The organism is Neobacillus sp. GCM10023253, assembly GCF_042653105.1.
Lineage (GTDB): Bacteria > Bacillota > Bacilli > Bacillales > Cytobacillaceae > Neobacillus > Neobacillus citreus.
The window spans coordinates 24,512-47,796 of sequence record NZ_JBHSHV010000007.1; the positions used below are offsets into that span (position 1 = coordinate 24,512).

The following is a 23,285-nucleotide window of genomic DNA, read 5'->3' on the forward strand; positions in this document are numbered from 1 at the left end:
TCATTTCCTCCCTTTTTCTAAGAAATAATTTTTCAATAAATGCTTTTGAATTTTTCCAACCGAAGTTCTGGGGAACTCTGAAAGAATCTGAACGGATTCCGGAACCTTAAATTTGGCCAGTTTATCCGTACAGAAATCAATTAACTCCTGTGGAAGAGTATTATACCCGTCCTTCAAGATAACGAAGGCGTGAATGGACTCGTCTCTCATCTCGTCTGGCATTCCTATGACAGCGCTTTCAAACACAGCGTGATGCTGATTCAAAACAGACTCGACTTCACTTGCTGCCACATTCTCTCCAGCCCGTTTGATCATATCCTTCTTCCGGTCAACAAAATAGAAGAAATCCTTATCCGGGTCTTTACGGGCCATATCCCCTGTATAAAGCCAGCCATCCCGCATTGTTTCGTTTGTGGCTGTTTCATTGTTAAAATACCCCTTCATAATCGTTCTGCCCGGAATACCGGAAACAACAATTTGCCCTTCCTCCCCATCCTCTACTTCACAGCCATTTTCATCCACTAGCTTGACGTTATAGGCAATATTAGGACGACCTATACTTAAGTTATCTCGATTTCCGTTGATTGGATTGATGAGTGGTGTCCCGACTGTTTCAGTCATGCCGTACAACTGGCATAATGGAACCTGGTACCTTTCCTCAAAGATACGCAGCTGTTCACTCGTTACTGCTTGGGCAAAAACAATTAAGCGCAGTTTGTTACTGGCATCCTCGGAATCAAATTCTTTTTTCAATATCATTTTGATTGGTGCGGCAAACAAGGAACCCACCGTGGCCTCGAGACGTCTCGCCTGCTTAAAATACCTGGAAGCGCTAAAGGATTCTGTTATGGCGATACTTGCGCCTACCGTCAGGGCCGGCATCGACAAATAATATTGACCGTTTCCATGGAAAATCGGCAGCACAATCATCACGCGGTCTTCAGGAGATAACCTTAACGACCTCGACATGATTTCCCCGACAAACACATAGTTGGCGTGAGTGATTAGAACCCCTTTTGGCTTGGAGGTCGTCCCGGATGTATACAATATAGCAGCAAGATCATCACTTGAGATTTCAGGAAACGCCTTCAATGGTCCGTGTTGCTTGATCACTTCATTAAGACTTACCCCATACTCTTGGCTGCCCTTGCTTCTTGATAAAAACAAACCATTTAATTGAGCTTGGAAACTAGTAAACTTCTCTACGTATTCATCTTCGGTAATGACAAGCCTTGTTTCCGAATGTTCCAATAAGTAGGCAATTTCATCTGCAGTGGAAAGAATATTAGTTGGCACCATAACCGCGCCGATGGATGTAATAGCGAACCAGGAAATCATAAAGTCCATGCTATTCGGCAAGTGCAACAGGACTTTATCACCCTTTTTAATACCGTAAGCATGTAAAGCGGATGCAAGCCTTCTGACCTGGCCGCAAAATTCTTCATATGTATGAGAAAGTGTCTGTTCGTCTTTGTCTTCAAATACGATAAAGGTCTTTTTTGGAAAAAGCGCAGTCATTTCTTCTAAAAGCTTTGGAATCGTTCTATTTCCGATAATATCTGTCATGGGTTGTTCCCTCCTGCCAACCATCGTTTCATTTTCAATGAATTCCTCCCTATTATTTTTAATAGTTCTGCACGTTTATCTAATATGCAATTTCCATGCCAAAACCACAAAACATTGTCATGTTCACAAAATTGTTATTTTTATAGTCTAAAAGCACAATAAAAGTGATTCTATTCAGAATCACTGATGAAGAACGTAATCGGTTTGCTGAAATCCAAGCCTCTGCATTTTTTTCACTAATGTTGATTGGCTGATACCGAGGGATTTCGCCGCTTTTCTTGTAGAACGGTATTGAACCATCGCTTCCATGATCATCGTTCTTTCAAGGTCTTGGACAACTTCTTTTAATGTCTTTTCAGTTGTTAAGGATTGGGACAAATACTGATGATTGAAAGAAAAATGGTGAGAATCGAGCATTTCTGACTCGACAGTTACCACAAGCCGTTCTATCAAGTTCTGCATCTCGCGAATGTTCCCTGGCCAGGAATAGGTCTTCATTTGGGTAATGGCCGCATCCGACAATTGTTTATTCAAGTTATATTTTTGGTTCAACTTCTTTAAAAAATAAAAAGCGAGCACCGGGATGTCCTCTTTCCGTTCGCGTAAGGAAGGAATTTTAATAGGAACAACATTTAAGCGGTAGTATAAGTCTTGGCGAAACTCCCCTCTGACTACCATTGATTCCAAGTCTTTATTAGTAGCTGAGATTATCCTAATATCTATTTTCTTCGATTGGCCGCCGCCAATCCGTCTGACTTCTAATTCCTGAATGACTCTTAAAAGCTTGACCTGGAGATGAAGCGGCATTTCCCCAATTTCATCAAGGAAAATGGTGCCTTTGTCGGCCTGTTCAAATAATCCTGCTCGCCCCCTGCTGTCAGCACCCGTAAAGGCCCCTTTTTCATAGCCAAATAACTCAGATTCAAGCAAATCCTTGGGGATGGCGGCACAATTTACTTTGATGAAGGGCTGATTGGCACGGGAACTTAATTTTTGAATTAAATTGGCGATTATTTCCTTCCCAACCCCTGATTCCCCAAGCAGCAAAACCGTCGAAAGAACCGGAGCGATTTTTTGCACTAAATCGATGACTTTCAGCATTTTATCACTATTAGCAACAATCCCATCATGCGAGATAATATGGTCCTTTTTTTGATAGAATTCCAATTCTTGCAAATACTGGTCAGCAAGCGCCTTGGTCTGTTTTAATTCGATCTTCAATTGATTTAAAGTGGAGATGTCCCTTAGGTTAGTGACCACATACAAAATTTCACCATTCTCATCAAAGATGGGATTTCCTGTTACCAATAGCTCTTTCCCGTTCACTTTTTGGACCATTGTCAGTCTTTCTTTTTTTTCTAAAACATGCATGGATATGGAATCGGAAATGATGCCTTGCTCTTTTAAATCGTTCATATGTTTCCCCATTAACTGTTCTTTTGTGGCACCCGTGACTCTTGTATAAGCCTTGTTCATTTTAAAACCATATCCGTTTTTATCGGTAATAAAAATTGGATCGTAGCTGGAGTCGATAAAATCTTCAAAAATCTTGGCCAATTTGCTGGTACGGTTTAATTCGTCAGTTAGTTTGTGAATTTGTTCTTGAAGATTTGTTCCCAAATTATTCATCTATTTCCACCCCTTGTCAGTTTATTATAAATTATCTGATTACTTTTTTCATCACTTAATAGTGGAAACTTGTCCTTGAAGAAGGAATACTTCAACTTGAACAAGAATAAATATAGTGGATTATGAACTGAGGTGACAAAGATGTTAAAACAGGAACAATTAAAGGAAATTAAAGCTCTACAAGAGACTTGTGAAAAAGAAGGTGGTTTCCACCTAAAGCTTAATGATGACATGCTCGAAAACCGTAGCGCAGACCGGCAGGAAGACTTCTTTCGTTACGAAGATGGCAAGCTCGTCGCTTTCCTAGGAAGCTATGGATTTGGAAATAAAGTGGAGCTTTGCGGGATGGTCCACCCGGATTATCGTAGAAGAGGGATTTTTTCGGAACTGCTGGAAATGGGACTTATCGAGGCAAAGAAACACGGTGCGAGCACGATTTTATTAAATGCTCCAACCGAGTCTCAATCAGCTAAGGATTTCTTGAAAAATATTCCGTGCACGTTTGCGGTGGCGGAGTATCAGATGAAATGGCAAGTTACTGAGTTATACGATGATCCTTCTGTAACTGTCAGACCTTCTGTTTCTAAGGAAGATTGGGAGGCTGAAATCCAGTTAGAAATTTCAGGCTTTGGGTTTAGTGAAAAAGAAGCACGGGAATTTCAGCAGACCATCTCGGAAACTAGCAGTGAGGATAGGCTGATTATTGAGGCCGAAGGCAGGATAGCTGGAAAGATGCGTGTTTCTGAGTTGAATGGTGAAGCTTGGATTTACGGTTTCGCGATTTTCCCTGAACTGCGAGGTAAAGGGATAGGACGTCGTGCTTTATCAAGGGTCGTCAAAATGGAACATCAGAAAGGCTTGCCGATTTTTCTCGAAGTCGAAGCTAAGAACGCCCATGCCCTGAGGCTCTATGAATCTTGCGGATTTAGGAGTTATCATTCGCAGGATTATTATCTATATCAGAATTAAAATCACAAACAGCCAGGATATGTTTAGTATCCTGGCTGTTTTTAGTGAATTATTCATTGCAGGTTTATCATTTTTTTAGGAAACATTTTTATAAAGTTAATCGTATTAAATATAAAGAACCTTTTTGGTGGTGATATTATGAAATATTCATCAAAGATGGATTGGTGGCTAACAGTTGTTGTTTTTGGGGGCATGATATTTGCAATTGGAAGCAGCGGTTTGGCGGTTTTTAAAGACACCCCGAATGTTGGAGAATTAATAGTTGCCCTCCTGTTCCCGATTCTATTATCCATTTTTATAGTGTGGCTGTGGCTGACTACTTACTATGTTTTTGATGATAAATACTTAATTGTCAGGTATGGGCCATTTAAGAAAATTATTCCTTTTTATTCAATAAAATCTGTCAGGAAAACGATGAATCCCTTATCTAGCCCAGCGTTGTCTTTAAAAAGACTTGAGATAACGTACGGTCAATATGATACTGTTCTCATTTCACCTAAGGACAGGGATGAGTTTATGGACGTTCTTGCCAAACACTGTCCTCATGCAAAAATAATAAGATCATAGAAAGTGCCAGATGGCCGCTAAAAGGTGGTACCTGGCACTTTTTTTGGTTTATATCATCGTTTATAGAGACACACGGGTAATATCGAGCGAGTACTATTTTTACCATTCGTGGGTTACCAGACACCTGTTTGGGCAAAATAGGGCTTCTATTTTTACCGTTCACAAGTTTCCGGGCACCTCGCGGGTAAAATAAACCCCCTATTTTTACCGTTCACAGGTTTCCAAGCATCACGCGGGTAATATAGTACCTCTATTTTTACCGTCAAAACTATCCAGGCATCCCAACGGGTAAAATACTAACCAACTTATCTCTAAGTTCATCACTCTAACTTTTTTTCTTCACCACAATCCCGCATTGTTCCTCCAACGGCAGAATAACCGCCGACATATCCAAATCACCTAAACCTTGCTCGGTTGACAAGCGATAGGCCTCCTCTGCCAATTGACCCGTAAATTCCCTCAACCCTGCCTCTTGTAATAGCTGATTGGCCAAGCGGACGTCTTTGTGAACATATTTCACGGCGCCGCCAGGCTCAAATTGGCGGTCGAATACATACTCCTTCATATGTCTCCGCAAAATTCGGCTGTCCCCATAGCTCGCAGAGAGAATTTTGTAAAGTTGCTCTGGGGCAAGGCCAAATTTAGACCCGGTTACCATCACTTCAGAAACTGCCAAGGAATGAACCGCAACAAGATATTGGTTCATGAGTTTGGCAATGCTGCCAGCACCTGATTGACCGAGATGTTCAATTGTTCCCCCGACAACGCCTAGTATCGGAAAAACCTTTTCAAAAGCAGTCCGTTCGCCCCCGGCCATTATCGTTAAAGATCCACTTTCCGCACCCTCTGGCCCGCCGCTTACCGGGCAGTCGAGATAACTCAATCCTTTTTCAATGGCACGAGCGTGGATGGTCTTGCTCGTATCTGCACCGACCGAAGTAAAATCGATACAAATGGTACCGGGCCGGGCATTTTCGAGGATTCCGCCGTTTCCTTGATACACTTCTAGAACGTCCCCTGGCATCGATAAACATGTGCAAATAACATCACTGTTTTGTGCCAGAGATGAGATAGATTCTTCTTGTCCTGCACCATGCTCCACCAACGCTTTTACTTTTTCCTTCGTCCGGTTATAGACATTTACTTGATACCCGTGATCCAAGAGCCTTTTTACCATCCTTGAACCCATTACTCCAATCCCAACAAATCCTATTTTCATGTTTATTTTCCTCCTCCCCTAAGCCATTCGAAGCTATCTTGGCTTTTCCCTAAAGGGGTATATTCCAGCCCAATATACCCTTCATATGTATCATGTAAATATTGAAAAATACTTTGATAATCCATTTCCCCTATGCCAGGCTGATTCCGCCCCGGAACATCGGCAATTTGAATATGGCCCACCACGTCTGCATATTGTTGAAAAAGTGTGAGCGGATTCCCATGGATTCTTTGAATATGGTAAAAATCAAATTGAAGCTTCACATTCGGCAACCTCAACGTATCGAGAATGTCCTTTGCCTGATGAATATCACTCAAAAAATAATCCGGCATATCGTTCTGGTTAATCGGTTCTATCAAAACTGTGAGGCCATGCTTCGCCATTTCCGTTCCGGCAAAGAAAAGGTTCTCAAGAAAGACTTCATTAGCGATTTTCTTATCATCTTCGGAAACGATACCGGCCATACAGTGAATTCTCGGAACGTTCATGGCTGTGGCATACTTTATTCCTTCCATAACTGAACTTCTAAATTCATCCACCCGATTAGGGTCTACCGCAAGGCCACGGTCACCCTTTGACCAAGTACCTGGCGGCAAATTCAAGAGAACCATCGATAATTCATTCCGGACAAGTTCCATCTGAATTTCTTCTATCGAATAAGCATAAGGAAATTGACACTCCACATATGAAAATCCACATTCCCGAGCTTTTTTTAACCGTTCCAAAAAAGGAACTTCAGTAAAAATAGTGGTAAGGTTAACAGCAAATTTGTTCATCTTAAACTCCATCAATAAAAATTTTTAGAAAAGCACTAAATTAAAGATTCGACTATAATTTTAATTTTTCCTTGCTTTTTTTCAAAAAATCGACAAATAAAATGCCTGGTACCGTCTTAAACCGGATGATACCAGGCACATGTTACATTATTTAGATGCGAATTCCGGCTTTCTTTTTTCTAAAAAGGCAGATGTTCCTTCGTTTTTGTCTTCTGTAGAAAACAGGACAGCTTGGGCAAGTTTTTCAATAAGCAGGCCAGTTCTTTGGTCTGTTTCAAATCCGGTTAAAACGGCAAGCTTTGCCAACTTAACAGCAAGCGGTCCTTTTGCAAGGATTTTATCGGCTACTTCCTCGGTTTTTGCTACCAGATCTTCCGGTGCTACTACTTCAGATACTAATCCAATCCGGTACGCTTCTTCGCCGTCAATCATTTTTCCAGTTAGAATCATCTCAAGCGCTTTCCCTTTGCCAACGACGCGAGCTAGTCGCTGGGTCCCGCCAGCAGAAGGAATGATAGCAAGATTCAGTTCCGGCAGGCCAAACTTGGCATTCGCGGACGCAACCCTTATATCACAAGAAAGCGCAAGCTCGCAGCCCCCGCCTAAGGCAAAGCCGTTTACCATCGCAATGGTTGGTTTATCATACATTTCAATGAGGTCATATACCTCTTGCATCCCGCCCGGTTTGAAAACATCAAGAGCAGTCTTCTTTTTTAACTGGCTGATATCTGCTCCTGCAGCGAAGGATTTTTCACCTTTTCCGGTAAAAACAACAACGCCGACTGAATCGTCTCCCCTTAACTCGTTAAGCGCGGCAACAATCTCCTGCAAAGTCTCAAAGTTCAAAGCATTGCGAAGCTCAGGACGATTGATGACGATATAGGCAAGGCGCCCTTTTCGATTAATTTCAAGATTTTGATAGTTTTGCATCAATAACTCCCCCTATTAATTATAGTTATAAAACCCTTTACCGCTTTTCTTTCCAAGCCGCCCTGCTTTTACATATTTTACGAGAATGGGACATGGGCGATATTTCTCTCCAAGTGTTTTATGGAGATATTCCATATTGCGGAGCCTTGTATCAAGGCCAACAAGGTCGGCGAGTTCAAGCGGACCCATTGGATGGTTAAGGCCTAATTTAATCGCTTTATCAATATCTTCGACCGTCCCAACACCTTCCATGACCATATTCATGGCTTCATTCCCGATGAGGCAGTTCATCCGGCTGGTGGCAAACCCGGGGAACTCATTGATTTTGACACATTCCTTTCCGAGCGCTTTTCCAAATTCAAAGCTTCTTTCGATCGTCTCCTCGGATGTTTCCAAGCCACAAACCACTTCAATCAGCTTCATTCTCGGTACCGGGTTGAAGAAATGAAGAGCAAGACAGCGTTCCGGTCTCGAGGTTTGTGCCGCAATTTCCGTTGGGCTCATCGTCGATGTATTGGTAGCCAAAATCGCAGAAGGCTTAACGATTTTATCCAGCTGCTTAAAGATTTCTATTTTTAAATCCATGATTTCCAAAACAGCTTCAATGACTATATCGGCATCCTGCGCGGCTTCTTCAAGCTGGGTGGTATAGCGGATTCTGTTTTTGGCAGCATCTGCCGTTTCTCTATCAAGTTCTCCTTTTTCAACAGCACGATTAAATTGCTTTTCGATGTAGGATCGGCAGGTTCCCAGGGCAGATTCACTGATATCTTGAACATAGGTTATAAAACCCGCCGCTGCACTTGTATAAGCAATTCCTCGTCCCATCGTGCCGGAACCGATAACACTAACTATTTCCATGCTACTTTCCCCTTTCATGCAGAAAGAGCCCTCCTTAAGAAGGGGGCTGCTTTTCTGTTAATCTCCTAAACCTAAGCTTTTACAAGCAAATTTTTAATTTCTTCGGTAAGCATTGGCACCACTTCAAATAAATCTCCGACAATTCCGTAATCGGCCACTTTAAAAATATTGGCCTCTGGATCCTTATTGATCGCAACGACCACTTTGGAGTTGGACATTCCCGCAAGGTGCTGGATGGCTCCAGAAATTCCGCAAGCGATATAAAGATCAGGCGTCACAACCTTACCTGTTTGTCCAATCTGCAGGGAATAATCGCAGTACTCCGCATCACACGCACCGCGTGAAGCGCCAACCGCGCCGCCAAGTACATCTGCAAGCTCTTGAAGCGGCTTGAAGCCTTCTTCACTTTTCACGCCGCGTCCACCGGAAATGATCACTTTTGCTTCTGTTAGGTCAACACCTTGGATTGCCTTTTTCGCTACTTCGCGAATAATAGTACGCAAATCCTTGATTTCCACAGAAACAGAGGACACCTCACCAGTGCGGGATGCATCTTTTTCAAGCGGTGCAATATTATTTGGTCGGATGGAGGCAAAAATTAAGCCGTCCGTGACAATTTTCTTTTCAAATGCTTTACCGGAATAGATTGGGCGGGTAAAAACAACATTTCCCCCTGCTGCTTCAATCGCTACGGCATCGGAAATCAATCCGGAACCAAGCTTGCTGGCAACCTTTGGTGATAGGTCTTTACCAAGTGCTGTGTGGCCAAAGATAATCGCATCCGGCTGTTCCTGCTCCACAACAGCAAGGATTGCCTGGGAAAAGCCATCTGGCGTGTAGCTGGCAAGCTTAGGGTTTTCCACCACGACAGTCCGGTCAGCACCATACTGAATCAACTCTTGTGCCAGATTTCCAACCGATTCACCAAGCAGGACAGCAACTACTTCGCCACCTTCAGCAACAGTTTTTGCTGCGGCAATCCCTTCAAATGATACATTTCTTAGTTCCCCATCACGGATTTCTCCAAGTACAATAACTTTTCTAGTCATGTCATTTCCCTCCTTAAATTACCTTTGCTTCTGAATGCAGCAGATTTACGAGTTCTTTTACTTGATCTTGAAGCTCTCCTTCAAGAACGCGGCCGGCTTCTTTTTTCGGAGGCAGGTAAATTTCGATTGTTTTCGTTTTTGCTTCAACATCGTCTTCCTCTAAATCAAGGTCATCTAGCTCTAATTCTTCGAGCGGCTTTTTCTTCGCTTTCATGATTCCTGGCAAAGATGGATAGCGCGGTTCATTTAAGCCTTGCTGTGCTGTTACCAAAAGCGGCAGAGATGTTTCAATCGTTTCAGAGCTTCCTTCAACGTCCCTGACGATGTTGGCGGTCCCGCCGTCTACTTCAATTTTTGTAATGGTGGTGACATAAGGGATATCTAAGAGGTCTGCGACACGTGGTCCGACTTGTCCGCTTCCTCCGTCAATCGCGACGTTTCCTGCAAAAATCAGGTCTGCATCCTTATCCTTCAGGTATTCGGCCAAAATTTTCGCCGTCGTAAATTCGTCGCCCGCTTCAAGGTCGTCCTCTGTATTAATTAACACTGCTTTGTCTGCTCCCATTGCCAGCGCCGTGCGCAGCTGCTTTTCTGCATCTTCTCCGCCAACAGACACGACGGTTACTTCCCCGCCTTGATTGTCGCGGATTTGGATTGCTTCTTCCACACCGTACTCATCGTATGGATTGATAATAAATTCAGCACCGTCCTCTTGGATGGCTCCCTTTGAGACGACAATTTTTTCCTCGGTATCAAATGTTCTTTTTAACAACACATAAATATTCATTTTATAACCCTCCTATTAAACTTTTGCCGGTGCGGCATCATACGTATAAAACCCTTTGCCTGTCTTTCTTCCTAACTCGCCTTTTTCAACTTTTTCTTGGACAATCTTTGAAGGTTTGTCCCGCTCGTCGCCGCTCTCCTGGTAACGCTGCATGCGGACGAGGTAATTGACATCGAGTCCGGTTAAATCCATTAGGGCAAATGGGCCAATTGGATGGTTGAGCGCTTTTTTGACAACTAGGTCGATGTCCTCGTGGCTTGCAATCCCATTTTCGAGAAGGAACAACGCTTCGTCCATCAACTTTCCTAAAATTCTGTTGGCGACAAAACCGGATATTTCTTTGTTGAGCAGGACTGGAAGCTTATTGATGGATTTCACAAACTCCATCGCCGTTTCGGCCGTTTCAGCAGAAGTGTGCGGCCCGCGGACCACTTCGACAAGCTCCATCACAAGGGCAGGATTGAAGAAATGGACATTGCACACTTGATCCGGACGTTCGGTTGCATCTGCAATTTTCGAACTAACGATGGTTGAGCTGTTAGTGGCAAGAATCGCGTGGGCCGGTGTGATTTTATCAAGCTTTGAAAATAGCTCTCTTTTAATCTCTAATTTTTCAACAATGGCTTCAATAACAATGTCGGCATCGCTTAAATCTTCCAAGAACGAGGTGAACTTGATTCGATTGAAAGCAGCTTCAACGGTTTCTGCTGTCAGTCTTCCTTTTGCCACCCTTTTTTGCATTTGTTCATCAAGGATTTGTTTTCCTTTTTCAAGGCTTTCTGCACTTACATCCTGCAGTGTGACGCTATAGCCGCCGAGCGCACAGACCATGGCTATTTGCGCTCCCATGGTGCCGGCGCCAACGACACCAACTTTTTGAATGTTTGTTGTCATTCTTTTTCTCCTTTCTCAAGCTCCTCTTTGACTAGGAGCCTTTTTAAAAGTTTCCCTACGGTATTTCTCGGCAGGGTATCGCGCACTTCGAACACTTTCGGAACCTTGTATGGTGTTAACTTTGAATAGCAGTATCCCTTTAATTCATCGTGATCGATTTCCCTCCCGCTTTTTGGGACGATAAATGCTTTGACGATTTCCCCGTGCATTTCGTGGGGAATACCGACTACGGCTGCTTCCTCGATATCCGGGTGTTCATATAGGACACCCTCCACCTCTTGTGGATAGATATTGAATCCCCCGACAATGATCATTTCTTTTTTTCGGCCGACGATGTAAAAATAACCGTCATCATCCATCATCGCGAGGTCTCCGGTATGAAGCCATCCGTCCTGCAGTGCTGCATGAGTCTCTTCTTGGTTATTCCAATAGCCTTTCATAATCTGCGGTCCTTTGATCAAAAGTTCCCCGATACTTTTCGGACTCACTTCGTTGTTCTGTTCATCTACAATCATGCAATCTGTGCCAAGCAGGGGAATCCCAATGCTTCCAACCTTCCGGATTCCAAATGGCGGATTTCGGTGTGTGGTAGGGGATGCTTCCGACAGTCCGAATCCTTCCGAAATTTTTGCACCTGTTAGCCCCTCAAAGCCTTTGAGCACTTCTACCGGCAGCGGGGCAGAACCGGATGAACAAAATTTCAAGCAGTTCAAGCGATAATCTTTGATTGCCGGGTGGTTCACGAAAGAAATATACATTTTTGGTACACCTGGAAAAAATGTAGGTTGATATTGTTCAATTTTTTCCAGAACATAATTGATTTCAAATTTTCTGAACAACAAAATTTTGGCGCCAATATGGATTCCGAGATTCATAGCACTTGTCATGGCGTACACGTGATACAAAGGGGTTGCAGCGAGAATCGTCTCCTCACCGCGAACCATGTTCTCCCCATACATATGAAGACTTTGAACCACATTTGCAACTAGGTTGTAATGGGTGAGCATGGCCCCTTTCATTTTCCCGGAGGTGCCGCCGGTATATTGAATGACCGCAATATCTTCCCTGACGTCTATTTCCACAGGTGCATTGATTGGTTCTGAAAATGGAATCAGCAAATCCAGTGTTTTACACTCTTCTGAGTGCAAATCTTCAAATTGTGAGCCAATAATGTACCGAAACGGATAGAGTTCGTTTACATCGAGAATGGTTTTTCTTGACTTTGGATCCCCTACAATGTAGGAAACCTGCGAGTCATTTACGATTTGCAATAGCTCTCTTGGCGTATACAATGGATTGATTTGCACGACCGTTAGCCCGAGTGCTTGTGCAGCATAATAACAAATAATATAATCTGGATGATTGGCAAGCATTAAGCCGATCCGCTCGCCTTTTTGAAAGCCCAGCTCCAGCCAAGCGCCTGCCAGCCTGTCGACCTGATCCTTCAGGTCCTGAAAAGTGACATGTTCATCCTCGAAAATAATTGCTGTTTTATCGCTATATTTTTGGACGGATTCTTCCAGCATGCGGTAAAGCGGAATTTCCGGAATTTCAATACTCTCATCCTGCTTGTAAAATTGATACCAGGGCCGGTTCTTTAAATTTTGCAAGTACATCGCACCTCCTTTTTAAAGCGTTTAATTAAATATGGTTTCTGGCGCTACTCACGGATAAATTGGTTTTTCTCTCGGATAGATAGGAAATACTCTTGCATAGGCCTGATTTACTCTCGGATAAACTCAAATTTCTCTCGCAAGACGCTTTTACTCTCGGATAAGCAAGAAATACTCTAGGATAAACCCGATTTACTCTCGCAAGATGCCCTCAAGGCAGAGACGAGCCTTAAAGCGTACTTCCACCATCCACAGCCAAAACCTGCCCAGTCACAAAGTCACTTGCCGGGCTAGCGAAGTAAAGCGCGGCTCCCATTAGAGCGTGGTCATCGCCAATTCTGCCAAGCGGATTGTGCTTTTTAATTTCCTCTCCGCGTTCTGCTAGCACATGTTTCGTCATTTTGGATGGGAAGAATCCCGGTGCAATGGCATTGACATAAATTTGATGACGGGCCCATTTTCTAGCAAGGTCTTTTGTAAAATGATGAACGGCCGCTTTGCTAGTGCTGTAGCCAATGGCATTTAGCACTTCAGGCGGTTCAGCCTTGATGCCGGCCACTGAACCAATGTTGATAATCTTGCCGGATTTTCGTTCAATCATCTGTTTGCCCACTGCTTTTGTCACTAGAAACATCCCGGTCAGGTTAACGTTCATGACTTTTTCCCAGGCTTCCAAAGGCATTTCTTCAACCGGTGCTCCCCAGGTGGCGCCGCTGTTGTTAACAAGAATGTCAATTTGTCCGAAATCAGAGAGAATCTGGCTTACCAGCTCGTTGACGTCGTTTTCATTTTGAATATTGCAGGAATACCCTTTCGCTTTCACACCAAACGTTTCAGATAAATACTGTGCCGTTTCCTCACACTGGTCTAAATGCCGCGAACAAACGGCGATGTGGCAACCGGAGGAAGCATATGCCTCAGCGATTTGCCGGCCGAGCCCTCTGCCTCCGCCTGTAATAAAAGCAACCTTATTTTCGATATTAAACAGTTCTTTTTGCATGTCGTTCCCCCATCTTAATTCTCTTCTAAGATTCTTCTTGCAATAATCAGGCGCTGGATTTCATTGGTGCCCTCATAAATCTTTGTAATCCTCGCATCACGGTAGAAGCGTTCAACCGGATAATCGGATACATATCCCATACCTCCATGGATTTGAACAGCTTTATCAGCAACTCGGTTAAACACTTCGGAAGCGAATAATTTCGCCATCGATGCTTCCTTGATGACTACTTTTCCTTCATCAATCATCATTGCTGCTTTTAAGGTAAGGGCTCTTGCCGCCTCTGTTTCAGTTGCCATATCGGCCAGCATCCATTGAATCGCTTGATTTGCCGCAATTGGTTTTTTAAATTGGACTCTTTGCTTAGAATAGGAAGCAGAAAGCTCAATTAATTTGTCACATGAACCGACGGACCGTGCGGCCAAGCCCACGCGGCCTTCGCCCAAGATTTTTAACGCTGACATGTAGCCCATGCCGACTTCGCCGATCACATTTTCTTCAGGAACCACACAGTCTTCAAAAATTAACTGGGCAGTATAGGAACCACGTAAGCCCATTTTTTTATCCTTCTTGCCGACGGTGAAGCCAGGGAAATTCTTTTCAACGAGGAACGCCGTAATGCCGCCCTTGGCACCTTTTTCAGGATCTGTTAAGGCAAATACGGTAAACACATCGGCAACCGGTGCATTGGTAATGAAATGCTTTGTCCCATTTAGAATCCAGTTGTTGCCCACTTTTTCTGCACGTGTCGCTAGATTAGTTGCATCTGAGCCGGCACCTGGTTCAGAAAGTGCGAAGGCGGCAATTTTTTTGCCTGCGGCCATGTCTGGAAGGTATTTTTGCTTCAGGTAATCAGAGGCTAGCTTTACAAGCCCAGTAGAACCGATTCCAGTATGGGCACTGATTAAGCTGACGAAACCGTTATGCGTGCGGCCAAGCTGTTCAAGAACAACAGCTTTGCCAACCGTATTTAGCCCGATGCCGCCGTATTCTTCAGGAATGCTGATGCCGAATAATCCTAAGTCTTTTGCCTGATCAATCAGGTGCTGCGGAATGCGATCCTCGTCCTCGATGATCTGAGCGTAAGGTTCAACTTCTTTTTCAACGAAGTTACGTACCATTTGTTTCATTTGTTCAATTTCTTGTGGAAGTGTCACTAACATATGTATTTCCTCCTCTTTTTTGTTTCTGTTTAGAATAGATGCAAGAACCGTGCCAACATTGGAAACGCTTCAAAATAAATATTTTGAACTTTTTTATAATTTAAATGATTCATTTTTGAATTAACGAAAAGGATACTGATGGCCAAATCATGGTAAAACCCTGTGATTCAATTTTGAATTAAAAAATTCATTAATGAATCAAAAATAAAAACCACCTTTGAAGGTGGTTTGGTCAATCAAAATTTCAAGTTGTATTTCTTTAATTTCCTTACGATGGTTGGCTGGCTGCTATCTAGTGCTTCCGCTAATTCATAGGTGGTCCGATATTTTTTCAGTGCCAGTTTAAGTAGCTTCTCTTCCGCTATTTCAGTTGCCTGCTTCAAGGTCATCATTTCATTGATTGGAATGGCCTGCATTTCCGTTTTTCGATAATCAGCTGGCAAATGATCAACGGTTAAGGTTGATTCTTCTGTAACAAGGCACATTCTCTCAATCAAATTGGACAATTCTCGGACGTTCCCCGGCCAGCCATAATTATAGAAGAACTCTTTGAGACCCGAGGAGAGTTGTTTTTCCAAGGAATATTTGCTATTCATTACCTCCAGGAAATAATCGACTAGCGGCAGAATATCGGCCTTTCGATCGCTGAGCGGTGGAATTGAAATGGGAATCACATTCAAACGATAAAATAAGTCCTCGCGAAACTTCCCGTCCGCTACCATTTCCTTTAAATTTCTGTTCGTGGCAGCAATGGTGCGAACATCCACTTTCTTAGGGACCGTTCCGCCGATCCGCTGCACTTCTCGCTCCTGGATGACCCGTAAGAGTTTAACCTGTAAGTGAAGTGGAAGCTCCCCCACTTCATCAAGGAAAAGGACGCCATCATTGGCAAGCTCAAACATACCCGGCTTGCCTTTGCCACTCGCTCCAGTGAAGGCACCGGCCTCATAGCCAAACAATTCCGATTCGAGTAAATCCGGGGGAATGGCACCACAATTGATTTTAATCATTTGGCCTCTCCGGCTTCGTTCACTATTGTCAAATATATAGCGGGCCAGAACATCTTTCCCTGTTCCTGTTTCACCAAGAATCAGCACGGTCGCATCGACATTGGCGATGCGCTCTGCTGTCTCATAAATTTTCTGCAGCTGCTCACTCCGGATGACCACGCCACTTTTTGTAAATGATTTGCCTTTCAGACGCTCAATTTCTTCTTTATAACTATGATTCAACTGATTTGCTTTTGTCAGTGCTGCCTGCAGGTCATTTAGCTCCGATAGGTCGCGGATATTGGTGACAATACTTTCAATTTCTCCATTTTCATCAAGAACAGGGCTGCCGGTCAACAGCACTTCCCTGCCTTTGAAATTTTGCTGGACTAAAGACACGCTTCGCTTTTTCTCAAGGACCTGATGGGTGACGGAGTTTTTTAAAATACCCCTTTTCATCAAATCAGCGACTTTTTTGCCAATATAATATTCCTTTGGAATCCCGGTCAGCCTTTCAATCGCTGAATTTGTTTTAACGGTAATACCTTCTTTATTGGTAATATAAATCCCGTCATACATGTTCTCAATAACCGCATTAAGCTCGCGGTTCACTTTATTGGCTTCCTTTAGTTCCTTGATCAAGGAAGTCAGTTCAGTTGAAAAGGTGCCGATATAGCCGATTTTCTCAGAATCAAGGAAGGGGCTTTTGATAAAAATCCAATCCTTACCCTCCCATGATGCATGAACCAGCTGGCCTCCCCTTAGCTCTGCCCAAGTATCAAAGACCTCATGAATACATTTCCCTGAAAATGGGATGTGCTTTTGAAGCATTTCATTGCTATAAAGAATGCGATTATCGGACGCAGCGATAAAAAACGGAAACGGGAGTTTGTCTATGATGACTGCCTCCATGAAATCACCTCAAAAAATTGTTATGATTATAATTTCAACAATAGGTTGATAATCCCTCTTGGAGTATTTTTCCTATTTATACACCTTCATAATACCAAGTACCGTTATGCATACTTTTTGTGCACTGATTTTTAAAATAAAGATATTCCAAGTGTGCTAATGTTTCACCAACGGCAAAGCGTGTTTCGTGGATGTTTAGATTTTGAAACAAATGCCCGTTAACTTCGTAGATGGTCCTTGGTTGTTTCAGCACCTCACAGACTTTTTCCAACCGCTCCTGATGATGGGCCAATAATTCATCGATTCTCTGGTTGGCTCCACGAAAAGGTTTGCCATGGGAAGGGATGACGATATCAGCATCCAATACTTTTATTTTTTCAAGAGATTGAAAGAACGCTTCTAATGGATTGCGGATGCCACGGAACCAATAAGAGATATTAGGTGAAATTCTCGGCAAAATATGGTCTGTTGAAAAAAGAATGCTATTTTCCTTGTTAAAAAGGCTTATTAACCCATCTGAGTGTCCCGGTGTAAATATCACTTCATATTCATAGTTACCGAAAGGGATCTTCATTCCCTCTATAAGGTGATGGTTTACTGTAGGATAAGGTTTTACCTTAGCATTAAAACTATTCTCATCTGATGTTAGTACCGCGGATAAATCATCGGGAAAGCCAAAGGTATCATAATGCTGCTTCATTTTAGCGATCGATTCCTGCTCCCAGCAGTCTAGTCCTGTCTTTTCATCCACTTCGGTCATCCAAACCTCAGCGTTAGTTAATTGCTGCAAAGTCCCGGCATAGCCAAAATGGTCAGGATGATAATGGGTAATGATGATATCTTTGACATCATGTTTTTCAATTATGGGCCGCCAGATATCCCTGGAAACCTCTGTATTTAAACCTGCATCGATGATGGTCCATCCATTTGCTCCCTCAGCTAAAAAACAATTCACGTGATTTAAACGAAAAGGAAGTGGGACGGTTACTTGTGTGACTCCTATTTCTGTAAGCAAAATTTACGACTCCTTCCTGGTACTTTCTAATTCTCTTAAAACAGTTTTTAGAATTTTTCCTGCCGCATTCCGTGGCAATTCTTCCAATAATTCTACATAGCGCGGTTTTTTGTAGCTTGCTAATGCACCAGAACAATAGTTGATAACCTCTTGTTCTGTTAAACTTTTCCCATTGCGCAGGACAATCAAGGCTTTTACCGTTTCGCCCCATTTAGGGTCCGGGACACCAATGACTGCTGCTTCAAGAATATCAGGGTGGGTATATAATACCTCTTCAATTTCTTTTGGATAAATATTCTCGCCGCCGCTGATAATCATGTCCTTTTTGCGGTCAACAACGGAAATATACCCTTCTTCATCTGTCACGGCCAAATCGCCGCTGTGAAGCCAGCCGCCTCGAAACGCTTCCGCCGTCGCCTCAGGATTTTTATAATAGCCCTTCATAACGGTCGGACCTCTGAAGATAATTTCGCCAACCTGTCCCGGTTCTACATCGAGCATCCGCTCATCAACAACCCGAATCTCGACATTGGTAAAAGACAATCCCACCGAGCTAGATTTATTTAAGGAATCGGTTGGTTTTAAGGTCGTGGTTCCTGGTGAAGTTTCTGTCTGGCCGTAAGTATCAAAGACTCCTGCATTCGGGAAATGCTTCATGAGCCGTTTTTTCAATTCTAATGGTGTGGAAGCAGCGGCAGTACAAAGGACCCGCAAACTTGAAACATCAAATTCTCCAAATCTCGGATGTTCTAATAACATATTCCACATGGAAGGGACCATGAAGCTGTATGTAATTTTCTCAGCGTCAAAGGTTTCCAATACTCGTTCCGGATCAAATTTATCATGAAAAATAGACCTTCCTCCCATGAGAACCACCATGGAGAAGGCAGAAATCCCGCCGATATGGAACATCGGTGTCGTAATTAACTGGACCTCATCCTTTGTAAGGCCAAATTCAAGAGAGTAGTTCATGGCATTCATATAAACATTTTTATGAGATAGGACAGCGCCCTTCGGTTTGCCAGTTGTCCCGGATGTATAGCAAATTAAGAAATCATCATCATCTTCAAGCTCTACCAAACTAGGAGTATATGGATTGGCAAAAATCTGATTATAGGGATAATGGGAATCATTATGTAGGCTGTTATCATCAACCACAACCATTTCTTCAAGGTTCGGAAGATGATTTTTAATAGCTTCTATCGTGGAAACAAGTTTGTTGTCAACAACAATCATTTTTGCTTCAGAGTTTGTGAGAATATACTCAATTTCAGCCGGTTGTAAACGGAAGTTAATCGGAACAGCGACAGCCCCTATTTTGGCTAAAGCATATAAACACTCTGCATACTCGATTCGATTGAATAGTAACAAGGCAACCTTGTCACCCTTTTTAATACCTTTGAATTGGAGCCAGCCAGCAAGGATGTTGACCCGATTATGTAGTTCTTCGTAAGTTATCCGCACCTCATTGCTCACTAAGGCAATCTTATTGGGAAACCTTCTTGTTGACCGCTCAAGCATTTGGTCCACTAACAACTGTCTTGATCGAATGAAATCTATCATGATATCGCTCCTTAACTGACATAATGTTTAAAATTAAAAGGTTACTATATTAAAATTCCATTTATAATCGAAAATCCCTCCATTTATTGTAATTTTCAAAAAAATAATTTTAAAAAAGGGCCGGATCCCGCTAAGTTTGTAATCCGGAAACTTGACAGGTCAGACCCCTTAAGAGAATTTTCTTTAACCCTAAAGTATTATATAGGCAATATTTTCCATGATAGATTCAGCTTTTTGTAGGTTAACCCTTGCTATCCGAATTTCCTTGTACCATCGCTCGATTGGCAGGTCACCGGCGAACCCTGAACCGCCGTGTATTTGCACAATATCATCGATGACTTTTGAAGCAGTTTCGGTTGCCTGCAGTTTTGCCATTTGGGCTGCAAGCTGCCAGTTCTGTTCCTTTGATTCTATTTTTTTGGCTGCATCGCTTACCATTAATCTTGCAGCCTGCAGATTCAAATATGATTTTGCCAGCATGGTTCGGATGGTTGGAAATTCAGAGAGCGGTTTCCCTCTAGTTATTCGTAATATTGCATATTGTTTCCCAAATTCAAGCGCTTTGGTAGCTACGCCAATACTTTTTGCACCAAGCAGTACCTGTGCCTCTGCAAGCCAGTGCTGAACGAGAACTTTGCCTTCCCCTATTGCCCCGACTCGTTGACAATCGTTGACGCGGATATTTTCCAATACAATACTATGAGTTGATTGAACATCAATCAGCACGGTTTCCTTAACACTAAGTTGATTGGTCTCCAGTAAAAATAAGGCTGGCTGATAATCGCCATTTTCTAATTGACAGTTGACAAGAATGACTCCAAAGGAAGATTGGGCCATGTTTTGAATGAATGCCTTATGGCCGTTAATGATCCACTCCGTTCCGTCCTTTATCGCTGTCGTGGTCAAACTATCAAGATGGTTATCTTCTTGTTCCTCCCATACAGCAACAAAACATCCCTTGCCCAGACTGATGGCAGGCTTTATATATTTATCAATCTGTTCCTGTGAACATTTGTCCAAAAAACTTGGGAAGTCTCCGCCAAATGCATCACCGGCAGGATGGTAGAGTCCCAGCCTGTGCTTAGCGGCTTCCTCAAGCAAAACTGCTCTTGCTGATAAAGACAATCCTGTCCCGCCCCATTCCTGTTTAGCATGCAATGCCTGTAATCCGGCCTTTTTGGCCTCGGTTTGGAGACGAGCGACAACTTCTTCGGAAAGCTCTTTTACATACTTTTCAGGCGCATGTTCTGCGGGCAGAACATGTTCTTTGATAAAGGACTGGACAGTCTTTTTTAGTATTTCGAGCTCAATATCTACTATTGTGTTGGGCATGTGTTTCACTCCTTTGTTAAAGGCTAACTCCTAAATAATCGGTGGCAATCCAATTCGCTAATAAACGGGGGTAATTCGCTAATAAAACTGCTAAATTCGCTAATAAAAGTTGGAAATTAGCTAATAGACGGCTAAAATCCGCTAATTGGAAAGCTTTTTTCAGCTTAAGTAAAGCTTTTTATCGCAAAAGTTCCTTCCGCTGTGCTTTTTCCGCTTTTTTCAGCAGGTTTTTAATGCCCGTATCTAGTTTGCCAAAGCGTTCATCAGGTGCTTCGCCAATTTTCCAGCGGTAATAAAGTTGCTGAAGGATGACGGCAATTTTATAAAAAGCAAACGTAAGATAATAATCAATGTTGGATACATCACGGCCGCTTATCTTCGCATATCGTTCTAACATTTCTTTTCTCGAGAGAAAACCGGGATTGGCTGTAACAGACGTCAATCCGCTATCCTCCTCACCAGGTTCCGCCCAGTAGGCGATTGCGGAGGCTAGATCTGTTAATGGATCACCTATTGTACTTAATTCCCAATCAAAGACGCCGACGACTTCTCCTGGGTTGCTGGCTGAAAACATCATATTATTTAATTTAAAATCATTATGAACGATAGATGGTGCGGGTGAAGATGGGATATTGTCAATTAACCACTTCTCTAATTTTTCAACGGAAGGAATATCATCTGTTTTCGAGTTATGAAATCGTTTAATCCAGCCATGCACCTGCCGGCTTAAGTACCCATCCGGATATCCGAAATCTTGCAGATCAGCTGCTTCATAATCTACGGCATGCAACTGTGCCAGGGTATCCACAACGGCATTAGAAACTAGTAAGCAGGTATTTCCTCGGGTTTGAAACTCATCAGGTATTGAATCATCAATCACGACACCTTCTTTTTTCTCCATCACATAAAAGTGCCGCTCCATAATCCTTGAATCCTCACAATAAAGAAAGGGTTTAGGTGCTAATGGAAAAACGCGATTTAGTTTCTGAAGGATGATAAATTCTCTTTTCATATCATGAGCTTTAGGAGGAATGGCGCCAAACGGTGGTCTTCTTAATACTGCCTGCCAATCCCCTATTTTGATAAAGTAAGTTAAGTTGGAGTACCCAGCAGAAAACGCTTTGACCTGAATGGGTTCGTCACTTAGTACAGGGATTTCCTGCTTAAGATACTCTTCAACCTTTGACCAATTCACTTCAGTTACTTTATTTTGGAACTGCTGCTGGCTCATTCAACCTCTCCTTTGCTTGATACTCTTTTAATACGTGTCTCGCTACGACCATTCGGTGGACCTCGTCGGCCCCATCATAAATGCGGGCTGCCCTTGCTTCACGGTACAGGCCTTCGAGCGGTGTATTAGGGGTTAAACCGTACATTCCAAGAGTTTGAATGGCACGGTCAATCACATTGTTCAGTACTTGGGCTCCGTAAAACTTGATGAGGGATACTTCTTTGCGGGCTTCATCGCCCTGGTCCATTTTCCAGGCTGCATGCAATGTTAGGAGTCTTGAGGCTTGTATTTCTGCTTCTGAATCAGCGATGTAATTTTGGATAATTTGCGAGTCTGCGAGTGTCTTATTACCGTCTTTTTTCGTTAAGGAATAGGCGATCATTTCATTTAGTGAGCGGCGGGCAACCCCTATCCAGCGCATGGCATGGGTAATCCGGCCGGGACCTAAGCGCAGCTGGGCCAGCTTAAAGCCTTCGCCGCGTCTCCCGAGCATGTTTTTCTCCGGAATTCGGCAGTTTGAAAAACGGACTTCACAGTGTCCCCCGACATAATGGTCACCTAAAACAGGAACCTCGCGAACAATTTCAAAGCCCGGATTATCGGTATCGACAATGAACAAACTTGTTCTGTTGTATGGGTCTGCAGCAGGATCCGTCACCACCATAGCAATGGCAAAAGCCGCCCCCTCTGCTCCTGTTGTGTACCATTTATGGGCGTTTATGACCCACTCATCACCATCTTTTACAGCCGTGCCTTGTAATGTTCTCGGGTCAGAACCAGAAACTTCCGGCTCTGTCATGGCAAAGCAGGAGCGGATCTCGTAGTTTGCGAGTGGCCTTAAATATTTTTCCTTTTGTTCTTCTGTTGCCGCATGAACTAGAATCTCACCGTTACCTGCATCTGGGGCCATCGAACCAAAGCTATACGGTCCAATTGGACTTTGGCCAATCACCTCAGAAAGCAAACCTAAAGAGACGAACCCCATTCCCATTCCGCCGTATTCCTTCGGTAAGTGGGCGGCCCATAATCCGTTATCTTTCACTATTTGCTGCAAGGGCTTTAAAATTTCATCCGGCAGCCCACGATGGGGAACCATGTACTTCTCATTGGGAAATACATATTTATCCATAATTTCCGTAGCCTTATCGAGCATTCTTCGTTGTTCTTCGCTTTCTGTGAAATGAAACACGATGGATCACTCCTTTTAAAAAATAAATGGG

20 protein-coding genes are annotated in these 23,285 nt (G+C 43.1%); 2 read left to right on the top strand and 18 right to left on the bottom strand.

The features are described from left to right. Both ACFPA1_RS10225 and ACFPA1_RS10230 read right to left on the bottom strand, forming a co-directional pair. Entirely contained in the window at positions 1-1,566 is a 1,566-nt protein-coding gene (locus tag ACFPA1_RS10225) for a class I adenylate-forming enzyme family protein (protein ID WP_378582552.1), read from the bottom strand. Positions 1,567-1,746: 180 nt separating this feature from the next. After that, positions 1,747-3,195, bottom strand: coding sequence for a sigma-54 interaction domain-containing protein (locus ACFPA1_RS10230; protein WP_378582554.1), 1,449 nt, complete (start codon positions 3,193-3,195; stop codon positions 1,747-1,749). A 141-nt stretch (positions 3,196-3,336) separates the two neighbouring features. On the opposite strand from ACFPA1_RS10230, the gene ACFPA1_RS10235 reads away from it, so the two are divergent. Together ACFPA1_RS10235 and ACFPA1_RS10240 are read left to right on the top strand one after the other, a co-directional pair. Next, on the top strand, positions 3,337-4,164 hold the full coding sequence (locus ACFPA1_RS10235) for a GNAT family N-acetyltransferase (protein WP_378582557.1): 828 nt from the start codon (positions 3,337-3,339) through the stop codon (positions 4,162-4,164). Positions 4,165-4,302: 138 nt separating this feature from the next. Then, on the top strand, positions 4,303-4,731 hold the full coding sequence (locus ACFPA1_RS10240) for a PH domain-containing protein (RefSeq protein ID WP_378582559.1): 429 nt from the start codon (positions 4,303-4,305) through the stop codon (positions 4,729-4,731). Between the two features lie 325 nt (positions 4,732-5,056). Here the strand turns inward: ACFPA1_RS10240 and ACFPA1_RS10245 are convergent, their stop codons facing one another. The 16 genes from ACFPA1_RS10245 to ACFPA1_RS10320 all read right to left on the bottom strand — a co-directional run bounded on the left by ACFPA1_RS10245 (position 5,057) and on the right by ACFPA1_RS10320 (position 23,254). Further along, positions 5,057-5,950, bottom strand: coding sequence for an NAD(P)-dependent oxidoreductase (locus ACFPA1_RS10245; protein ID WP_378582562.1), 894 nt, complete (start codon positions 5,948-5,950; stop codon positions 5,057-5,059). 2 nt (positions 5,951-5,952) lie between these two features. Continuing rightward, complete coding sequence (locus ACFPA1_RS10250; protein WP_378582564.1) at positions 5,953-6,726, bottom strand: hydroxypyruvate isomerase family protein; 774 nt, start codon at positions 6,724-6,726, stop codon at positions 5,953-5,955. A gap of 147 nt (positions 6,727-6,873) precedes the next feature. Beyond that, positions 6,874-7,656: an enoyl-CoA hydratase/isomerase family protein gene (locus tag ACFPA1_RS10255; protein WP_213139867.1), complete on the bottom strand. Its 783-nt coding sequence runs from the start codon at positions 7,654-7,656 to the stop codon at positions 6,874-6,876. A 15-nt stretch (positions 7,657-7,671) separates the two neighbouring features. Further along, complete coding sequence (locus ACFPA1_RS10260) at positions 7,672-8,517, bottom strand: 3-hydroxyacyl-CoA dehydrogenase family protein (protein ID WP_378582566.1); 846 nt, start codon at positions 8,515-8,517, stop codon at positions 7,672-7,674. 71 nt (positions 8,518-8,588) lie between these two features. After that, the gene (locus ACFPA1_RS10265) at positions 8,589-9,566 is read right to left on the bottom strand and encodes an electron transfer flavoprotein subunit alpha/FixB family protein (RefSeq protein WP_213139866.1); all 978 of its coding nucleotides are present in this window, start codon (positions 9,564-9,566) and stop codon (positions 8,589-8,591) included. Positions 9,567-9,579: 13 nt separating this feature from the next. Next, on the bottom strand, positions 9,580-10,353 hold the full coding sequence (locus ACFPA1_RS10270; protein WP_213139865.1) for an electron transfer flavoprotein subunit beta/FixA family protein: 774 nt from the start codon (positions 10,351-10,353) through the stop codon (positions 9,580-9,582). A gap of 15 nt (positions 10,354-10,368) precedes the next feature. Next, a complete protein-coding gene (locus ACFPA1_RS10275; protein WP_213139864.1) occupies positions 10,369-11,247 on the bottom strand; it encodes a 3-hydroxyacyl-CoA dehydrogenase family protein in 879 nt (292 codons plus the stop codon). After that, the gene (locus ACFPA1_RS10280) at positions 11,244-12,863 is read right to left on the bottom strand and encodes a long-chain-fatty-acid--CoA ligase (RefSeq protein ID WP_378582569.1); all 1,620 of its coding nucleotides are present in this window, start codon (positions 12,861-12,863) and stop codon (positions 11,244-11,246) included. The genes ACFPA1_RS10275 and ACFPA1_RS10280 overlap by 4 nt, the downstream gene beginning before the upstream one ends. 226 nt (positions 12,864-13,089) lie before the next feature. Next, entirely contained in the window at positions 13,090-13,860 is a 771-nt protein-coding gene (locus ACFPA1_RS10285) for an SDR family oxidoreductase (RefSeq protein WP_213139863.1), read from the bottom strand. 14 nt (positions 13,861-13,874) lie between these two features. Next, a complete protein-coding gene (locus ACFPA1_RS10290; RefSeq protein WP_213139862.1) occupies positions 13,875-15,023 on the bottom strand; it encodes an acyl-CoA dehydrogenase family protein in 1,149 nt (382 codons plus the stop codon). 236 nt (positions 15,024-15,259) lie between these two features. After that, positions 15,260-16,924 carry a sigma-54 interaction domain-containing protein gene (locus tag ACFPA1_RS10295; protein ID WP_378582572.1) on the bottom strand — a complete coding sequence of 555 codons (1,665 nt, stop codon included), beginning with the start codon at positions 16,922-16,924 and terminating at the stop codon, positions 15,260-15,262. Between the two features lie 76 nt (positions 16,925-17,000). Then, a complete protein-coding gene (locus tag ACFPA1_RS10300; protein ID WP_378582573.1) occupies positions 17,001-17,939 on the bottom strand; it encodes an MBL fold metallo-hydrolase in 939 nt (312 codons plus the stop codon). Between the two features lie 3 nt (positions 17,940-17,942). Further along, positions 17,943-19,502, bottom strand: coding sequence for a class I adenylate-forming enzyme family protein (locus tag ACFPA1_RS10305; RefSeq protein WP_378582576.1), 1,560 nt, complete (start codon positions 19,500-19,502; stop codon positions 17,943-17,945). A 189-nt stretch (positions 19,503-19,691) separates the two neighbouring features. Continuing rightward, a complete protein-coding gene (locus tag ACFPA1_RS10310; RefSeq protein ID WP_378582578.1) occupies positions 19,692-20,834 on the bottom strand; it encodes an acyl-CoA dehydrogenase family protein in 1,143 nt (380 codons plus the stop codon). A gap of 178 nt (positions 20,835-21,012) precedes the next feature. After that, positions 21,013-22,065, bottom strand: a complete 1,053-nt coding sequence (locus ACFPA1_RS10315; protein ID WP_378582580.1) for a phosphotransferase family protein — start codon at positions 22,063-22,065, stop codon at positions 21,013-21,015. Beyond that, a complete protein-coding gene (locus ACFPA1_RS10320; RefSeq protein ID WP_378582583.1) occupies positions 22,040-23,254 on the bottom strand; it encodes an acyl-CoA dehydrogenase family protein in 1,215 nt (404 codons plus the stop codon). Before ACFPA1_RS10320 ends, ACFPA1_RS10315 begins: the two co-directional genes overlap by 26 nt. Between the last annotated feature and the right edge of the window lie 31 nt (positions 23,255-23,285).